Below are 5,416 nucleotides of genomic sequence, written 5' to 3'. Positions count from 1 at the left end.
ACTCCAAGAAATTTCGCCAGGAACACGAGGAAGAAATCCTGCTCCATCAGGCGGCCAAAAACGCCTTCGATGATATGGGTGTCAAGAAGTTGCCCAAGGTTAAGGAACTTCAAGCTGAATATGCTCGGTTGCTGGAGGAAAAGAAAAAGACCTATGCCGAGTACCGGCGCTCCCGTGAGGAAATGCGGGAGCTGCTGGCAGCAAAGGCCAATGTGGATCGTCTCTTAAATATGGAGACGGAACACGATACTGAAAAAGAAAAAGACCACGACCAGCGGTGAGCTGGTCGTGGTCGAAAACGTCCTTTGGACGCGCAGCCGCAGAATGAAATTCTGCGTTCATGGGGGCTTGGGGGATACCCTCAACAAGCAGCACCGGAAGCCGAATGGCTATCCAGGGGCATTGCTTGCCAGTACAATCTTGGCGATGAGAGATTCCTTTTAATTTCCCTATACAGGGTTCTTCACACATCGCAGGTTCCACACAGGATGTGATTGTGGGCTTCGATTGCTCTGCTAACAGATATCGGTAACTCGATTGATTTTCTGTATGCCATGCGCACGTCATTAATCGACAAAAATTTCCGGCATATTGTACTGAATGTCAGCTGATTCGCGGGCGGCTCCGAGATTTCTGCTTTGTAACAGCGTGCGGCGCAATTTTACGCCTCCGTCTTCTGCCATCACAACATACTCTCTACGATGCTGTCGAATATAAGTCGATGTTTCACGGGAGAAACCACTTCTCTGCAGCAATATGGTCAAAGGATTGGTTGTACCGTATTCAACATACTCATACCAATCGTTCTTGAAGCTTTCCACCTTATGAAATCTCTTGTACTCGTTTGAAAATCTCAAAAAATAATTGGAAATGCTGAAAAGGATCACATTTTCAATAACATCCAAGGTGTCCGCAATAACAACGTTTCTGTGCTCACGGGAATCGTCATATTTTACTGGTTTTCCATCGATTCTTACCGTAGCCTCACTGTCGTTCCTCTTGTATTCAATTGCTTTGTTCATGATGTTGCTAAGACCCATTCCCTGAATCCATTGAATCAATATAACAGCATACCAACGAAGCATTCCGTGCTTTCCTGTTTTCTTGCTTACTCTTCCAAGTGTCTGCCGTTCATACTTTTCCCATTTGAAAACGCGGCACATTCGCTCGAGGAAGTTCATCAACTCGTTGTAGTCAACGTTCCCATTAATGTCTAGGGTCGGATAAGACATCCCTCGTGCGATTGCACTGGTAAGGTTCTCTGTCTGATCAACTGACACATTGATATCATCATCGGGCGTTGCAGATTTTTGTGTAAAGTTTGCCTTTATCTTTTCCTCATCGTGTTCTGTAAGGAATGGTGCAAACTCCCTGTGGACAAGGCTGTCTCGGCCTTTTGTAATATCACGCAAGAGTATCAAAGCGAACTTACGCATCAGCGTATAGGATTCTTCCGGCTGATTGTGGGGGTGCTTATCAAACTCTATTTCCCCGTTAACCAGTGCCTTTACGACCGATTTTTTCTGCGCATTAGTCAAGCCTGATTCGATGGACAGTTTCTGTTCTGGAATCTTCTCTTTAAGTAGTTCTTCGAACTTTTCCTCCTTGACCTTGTCGTTCATACTGACAAGAAATACATTCCCATAAAGGTTGTATTCTATCCTGCCTACACGTCCGATCAGATTACGGAAATCAACTGCATCCATATAGGCATAACCCTTTTTATAACTTGTGATAAAGAGGTTATCAGCAGGCATATTGACTCCCTCCACGAGGGTACTGGTGCAGAAGATTGTAGTAATGGCACCGCTTCGAAATAGTTCTTCAATTCTCATTCGAATAGTAGACGGGAGATATCCAATATGATAAGCAACGCCTTTTGTGATCAATTCCGCAAGGAAATAATCGCCGTGGACCTCCTGCTTTATCTCCTTGGAAAGAGTCCAAATATCCTGATTAGCCGTTACTGTAGGAATTTTATTTGCATAGCTGCGGGCAAGGTTTACTGCCTGTGCAATGGAACTGCAATATACAATATTCTGCTTGATTCTCCCGTCAGAGTCTCTGCTTACAAGCGGAAGAATTGTGTCGAGGCTGATTTCTCCGGTGAACTGTGCAATCTTCGTCAGCGTCCTCGAAGCAGTTTTTGATATTCTATCGCTACAATGTCATCGACCTCTTCAGAGTTACTTCCCACAAACATTCTGAACTGAATCGACAATGCTCTGCACAGACAATCCTTATTCTCTTCCATAGTTGGAGAAATGCCGAATGCAAGCATCACATTGCGTGTTTTATCATCTTCTATGTTCTCCTTATAAAAAGCGGTAAGGCCGGCATCGTCAAATGGATGGAAAGATGCCTTTATATCCGTCGTCATAGTTCGACTGCCATCATAAAGTTTTCTCGGCAACGGTACATCCTTGGAGGTGTACCGTTTTCCTTTTTTAAATGGGAAATAGTTGCTGCCTGCTGCGCAGAAGCAACGCACGACAAATATACCGCTATTCTTTCTGTTTGGATAGTAAAGCTCCTCCCGCATGTGCGTGTATAGCCGCTCAAAATATGTCTTTACCAGCACATCTAATTCTCCTTATCATATGCAATTAAATCTGTCCCATGTTTTGTCTCATCTGTCTCATGTTCGACCGGCTGCGCGTCTCATTTTGTGGTGCGATAATGCATTCGGAAGGACGAAGAGTGGTCCCAAGATACATTGCTAGGAATTGTATTTTTAGCATATTACAAAAATATGCAAAAATCAACTAATCCATGCAATTTAATTTGTAAACACTCATAAATCCACTCCAATAAAAGTTAAGGAGGTGAACGGCATGGCAAGCAACAGGAAGCAGACTTCCAAGGCGGTGGCTACCAAGGCAAGTCAGATTCTCAAAGATGGTCGCTATAGCAGCAAATCGAAATCCGTCGCAGGCAGTGCTTTGGCGCAAACCAAACCTGGCAAGAAAAAGTAAGATTTGAAATCGATGGGCAGCGATGTATTAGCTAATACGCCTGCCCCCCCTTCAGGGGTTACCTCACCTAACACAATTATCACTCTCTCATAGTCCGAATAGCGCTATAAGGGCGGAGGGACGCATAGGAGTTCGAAGACGCAACGATGAAGGTTGCTTTTCGGGCGAAGATGCTCCCACCGCAGCTTTGTGCGCTTTTTTAGCCTAAAGCCTGTGGTCATCTTCCGCCACAGGCTCTTTTTGTGTCCTTCCGTACCTAGCTTCGGGCGGAAAGGACACATTATGAAGAACAAACAGAAATCTACTGTCACCAAGAAAAATGAATTCTTGGGGACTCCCACTATCCAACACGACACCTACATCTATCGCTTTGCAGACGGGACAAGCTCTACACTGGTTTTTAGCTCTGCCGATGTTGATGACATGGGGAGCTGCTGGCTTGCTGAATTACAGGAGCTTGACCGCCGTGAGTACAACAATAACCATGCACAGACCCGCCGCCATTGCTCTTTGGAAGCTCAGGACCCGGAGGGGATGGGGGGCTACTATGAAGGCGACAACATGGATCGAGTACAGTTTAATCTTGAGGTAAAGGAATTTCTTTCTGCGTTGCCGAAGGATTTGGAAGAAATCGCCTGCCTTCTTTACGAAGGCTTCTCCGCCGCTGAAATTGCTCGTCTACAGGGCGTGAACCGGTCTACAATTTCGCGAAAGATTAAAAAAATACAGAGCATTATAATGCTCCACAATTCATAAAACTACAAAAAGGACGCCTCACCCAACAGCGTATGACTGTTAGGTGAGGCGTCCTTTTTGGGAAAAATCTATTATTTACTGTAATTTCTGAATTCTTCTTCAGATTCATAAATGGAGTCTGCGGAAATACTGTTTTTATGACCGCATTCTGTGCATTTCCACACATAATGATGGTCGTCAAATCCAGGCTGTAAATTTAGGTAAGCATTGCAACGGTCACAATACCAGTCAACCTCCGGGAACCTTGCTCCCATGATTACACCTCCTTTCTTACCGCTATGCGGTACCCATATCTGCCAACTTATCTTGGTTACCAACTTGATGCGCTTTATATAAGCATATACACCCCCAGCAACTCATGCCATTCAATATTATTCACTGGTGTTGTTGTCCCGTTCAGAATCAGATATATCTGTGGTGGTTGTTTCCGTTGCCGATGGAATCGTTTCTTTAATTGCAGCAAGAATTACTTGTCCTTCTTGCTCTAATGCTTTCTTGCGCTTAAATGCGGCATATTTCTCCTTAATATACACGCCACCAGCAGCAAGTGAGACAATTCCTAATGTAGTGAGTGACCCCTTGATCCAGCCGCGTTGTTCTCCCAATTTCAATCCACGTTCAAGGCCGATTTCTTTGGCTGTGGCCGAGAAGAAGTCGGATAACTTTTTTATGCCTTGTTGCATATCGCCATCGCCAATATTTTTTAGGGCTTTCGTCATATCAGGAGCCGATTTACCAGTGGTATTAACCAGATCATATATTTCCTCAGCTATGTTATTCATACTGTATCCTCCGTAAATTCATTTTCTTTAAGCCGGGTGCAATATATTTGAATGGCCCTGGAGATAAACCACGAGACTCCGCGCTCTGCTCCGTTATCGATAAGCTCTTTATATGTTTTGCTCCCAAACATATTTCCAATGTTATTCAATAAACTCAAATGAGCCGCTTGCGACATTGCAGGTATGTTTGAAAAGAACTCATGTATCCTTTTAACTTGAGCTTGTACTTCTTCGGAGCCAGTCGTATATTTTTTCCTGCCTAAGTTTTCGATGTTATTCAATGCATCAATCAGGTTCCGATCCGTGGGATTATCTTCATGCTTTGTACAGTAATAACACGTTGCCTGAAACAAATACTCAGCACTGCCAGGTCCATAAATATCATCGATTTCTGATGCAATTTCCGCCCCAGGCGCAAAATTAAGATTGTTCCATTTGAACAGAAAAATAGAATCCGAGAGCACTTTTGCGGTTATATGGTGTAAAGCACAAATCTGCATCTGTACACTGTCATCATCATAGGGACTATCTTCCTTAAAGAATACCATTACCTTGTCAAGGGTCTCAAACCAATAATTTTCATCTTCTTCTGTTAATACGGCCACAAAAGACTGCTCCATAGGCTCCTTGAGATCCATTGCATTAAATGCTGCTACAATTACCGGAACCAATGTATCATATGGTAGATTTTCCAATCCATGCGAACCAAATCGAATTGCGGATATTGGAACATCCATTTCTTTCAAAAGATTTGCTGTTTCAATCAAACTTTCAAGATGCTTCTTTTTCTTTTCCAGTTGAGCTATTTGAAAAGAAAGGGCTTCTTTTCGATTATAGTGAGGGTTATTAAGGATATCAGGCCAGCGTCCGTATCATTGCTGATTCTGTTGTTTTCGGGTATTC

6 protein-coding genes and 1 pseudogene are annotated in these 5,416 nt (G+C 43.6%); 3 read left to right on the top strand and 4 right to left on the bottom strand.

All coding sequences use genetic code 11. The features are described 5' to 3' along the window. Positions 1-281 (top strand): annotated as a pseudogene (locus Q0P86_RS16390) (relaxase); the annotation flags it as partial. Between the two features lie 285 nt (positions 282-566). Here the strand turns inward: Q0P86_RS16390 and Q0P86_RS16385 are convergent. Continuing rightward, positions 567-1,889: a hypothetical protein gene (locus tag Q0P86_RS16385; RefSeq protein ID WP_367181823.1), complete on the bottom strand. Its 1,323-nt coding sequence runs from the start codon at positions 1,887-1,889 to the stop codon at positions 567-569. Positions 1,890-2,125: 236 nt separating this feature from the next. Next, a complete protein-coding gene (locus Q0P86_RS16380; RefSeq protein ID WP_295040979.1) occupies positions 2,126-2,581 on the bottom strand; it encodes a hypothetical protein in 456 nt (151 codons plus the stop codon). A gap of 253 nt (positions 2,582-2,834) precedes the next feature. Between Q0P86_RS16380 and Q0P86_RS16375 the strand changes: the two genes are divergently transcribed. Both Q0P86_RS16375 and Q0P86_RS16370 read left to right on the top strand, forming a co-directional pair. Next, positions 2,835-2,975, top strand: a complete 141-nt coding sequence (locus Q0P86_RS16375) for a hypothetical protein (protein WP_178805820.1) — start codon at positions 2,835-2,837, stop codon at positions 2,973-2,975. Positions 2,976-3,257: 282 nt separating this feature from the next. Next, entirely contained in the window at positions 3,258-3,731 is a 474-nt protein-coding gene (locus Q0P86_RS16370; RefSeq protein WP_295040976.1) for a helix-turn-helix domain-containing protein, read from the top strand. 371 nt (positions 3,732-4,102) lie between these two features. On the opposite strand, the gene Q0P86_RS16365 is transcribed toward Q0P86_RS16370, so the two are convergent. Next, positions 4,103-4,513: a hypothetical protein gene (locus Q0P86_RS16365; protein WP_295040974.1), complete on the bottom strand. Its 411-nt coding sequence runs from the start codon at positions 4,511-4,513 to the stop codon at positions 4,103-4,105. Then, complete coding sequence (locus tag Q0P86_RS16360) at positions 4,510-5,280, bottom strand: hypothetical protein (protein WP_295040972.1); 771 nt, start codon at positions 5,278-5,280, stop codon at positions 4,510-4,512. Before Q0P86_RS16360 ends, Q0P86_RS16365 begins: the two co-directional genes overlap by 4 nt. Positions 5,281-5,416: the final 136 nt, after the last annotated feature.

Source organism: uncultured Fibrobacter sp. (assembly GCF_946062555.1).
Taxonomy (GTDB): Bacteria; Fibrobacterota; Fibrobacteria; order Fibrobacterales; family Fibrobacteraceae; genus Fibrobacter.
The sequence above is the reverse complement of the archived record's forward strand: the minus strand, read 5'-3'. Positions and strand labels throughout refer to the sequence as shown.

Bases quoted from the DNA above. Each gene is read 5' to 3' on its own strand.
- Q0P86_RS16375 (WP_178805820.1), top strand. From the start codon at position 2,835: ATGGCAAGCAACAGGAAGCAGACTTCCAAGGCGGTGGCTACCAAGGCA.
- Q0P86_RS16370 (WP_295040976.1), top strand. From the start codon at position 3,258: ATGAAGAACAAACAGAAATCTACTGTCACCAAGAAAAATGAATTCTTG.
- Q0P86_RS16365 (WP_295040974.1), bottom strand. From the start codon at position 4,513: ATGAATAACATAGCTGAGGAAATATATGATCTGGTTAATACCACTGGT.